This window comes from Curtobacterium sp. B8, assembly GCF_000333315.1.
GTDB classification, from domain to species: Bacteria; Actinomycetota; Actinomycetes; order Actinomycetales; family Microbacteriaceae; genus Curtobacterium; species Curtobacterium luteum.
Genome location: NZ_BACW01000676.1, coordinates 1 through 1,691, shown reverse-complemented (window position 1 = coordinate 1,691; position 1,691 = coordinate 1). Strand labels below are relative to the sequence as shown.

The following is a 1,691-nucleotide window of genomic DNA, read 5'->3' as shown; positions in this document are numbered from 1 at the left end:
ACCTCGCCCTCGTACGCGATCGGCTCGTCGTACTGCGAGATCTGGTAGTTCTTCGGGTTGTCCGGGTAGAAGTAGTTCTCCCGGGCGAACCGGGACGACTCGGCGATCGAGCAGCCGAGCGCGAGCCCGAGGCTGATCGAGTACCGGACGGCCTGCTCGTTGACGACCGGCAGCGATCCCGGCAGCCCGAGGTCGACCGGCGTCACGTTCGTGTTCGGCTCGCCGCCGAAGAAGTTCGGTGCGTCGGAGAACATCTTGGTCTTCGTGCCGAGCTCGACGTGCACCTCGAACCCGAGCACCGGCTCGTAGCGTTCGAGTGCCTCGTCGAAGTCCATCAGGGCTTCCTTCTGCGCCATCAGATCACGCCTTCCTGCGCGGCCGACTGCTGGGAGGCGTCCAGGTCGGGGATTCGGTCGATGAGCGGGGCGCCCCACTGCTGTTCGAGGAGCCGCTCGAGGGCCGTGCCGTAGCGGTACAGCCGGGCGTCCTCGCGCTGCGGCGCCATGAGCTGGACGCCGGTGGGCAGGCCGTCCTCGGGCGCGAGGCCGTTCGGGATGCTCATGCCGGGGACGCCCGCGAGGTTCGCCGGGATCGTGGTGAGGTCGTTGAGGTACATCGCGAGGGGGTCGTCGATGCGGTCCCCGAAGGGCAGCGCCGTCGTCGGGGCGGACGGGCTGACGAGCACGTCGACCTGCTCGAACGCTGCCGTGAAGTCGCGCTGGACGAGCGTGCGCACCTTCTGCGCCGACCCGTAGTACGCGTCGTAGTACCCGGCGCTCAGGGCGTAGGTGCCGAGGATGATGCGGCGCTTCACCTCGGGGCCGAAGCCGACCTCACGTGTCGCAGCCATGACGTCCTCGACCGTCGCGCCGTTCTCCGGCGTGACGCGGAGGCCGAAGCGCACGGAGTCGAACTTCGCGAGGTTCGACGAGGCCTCGGCCGGGAGGATCAGGTAGTACGCGCTGATGGCGTACGCGAACGACGGTGCGTCGATCTCGACGATCTCGGCGCCGGCCGACTCGAGGAGCGCGACGGTCTCGCGGAAGCGCTGCTCGACGCCGGCCTGGAAGCCCTCGCCACCGGCGAGTTCCTTCACGACGCCGACCTTGAGCCCGCGCAGCGTGTCCGCCTGCAGGCCCTCGCGCGCGGCGGCCGCCATGGACGGCCACGCACCGGGGATCGAGGTCGAGTCACGCGGGTCGTGCCCGCCGATGACGTCGTGCAGCAGCGCGGCGTCGAGGACCGTGCGCGACACCGGACCGATCTGGTCGAGCGAGGACGCCAGGGCGATCGCGCCGTAGCGGCTCACACCGCCGTACGTGGGCTTCACGCCGACCGTGCCGGTGAACGCACCGGGCTGCCGGATCGAGCCGCCGGTGTCGGACCCGAGCGCGAAGGGCGCCTCGTAGGCCGCCACGGCCGCGGCCGAACCACCGCCGGAGCCGCCGGGGACCCGGTCGAGGTCCCACGGGTTGTGCGTCGGGCCGTAGGCCGAGAACTGCGTGGTCGACCCCATGGCGAACTCGTCCATGTTGGTCTTGCCGATCGGCACGAGACCGGCAGCACGCAGCTTGGCGACCGGGGTCGCGTCGTACGGGGGCCGCCAGCCTTCGAGGATCTTCGAGCCGGAGGTCGTGGGCATGTCCTGCGTGCAGAGGACGTCCTTCACGGCGACGGGCACGCCGGCGAGG

Annotated in this window: 1 protein-coding gene and 1 pseudogene; both read right to left on the bottom strand. The window is 70.5% G+C overall.

Features of this window, described 5'->3' with window-relative positions; genetic code table 11:
* A pseudogene (locus I59_RS17995) lies at window positions 1-356 on the bottom strand (Asp-tRNA(Asn)/Glu-tRNA(Gln) amidotransferase GatCAB subunit B); the annotation flags it as partial.
* Window positions 356-1,691 (bottom strand): Asp-tRNA(Asn)/Glu-tRNA(Gln) amidotransferase subunit GatA (gene gatA / locus I59_RS17990; RefSeq protein WP_022905063.1); only part of this gene is annotated, 1,336 nt, incomplete at its 5' end. The gene gatA and the pseudogene I59_RS17995, both read right to left, overlap by 1 nt.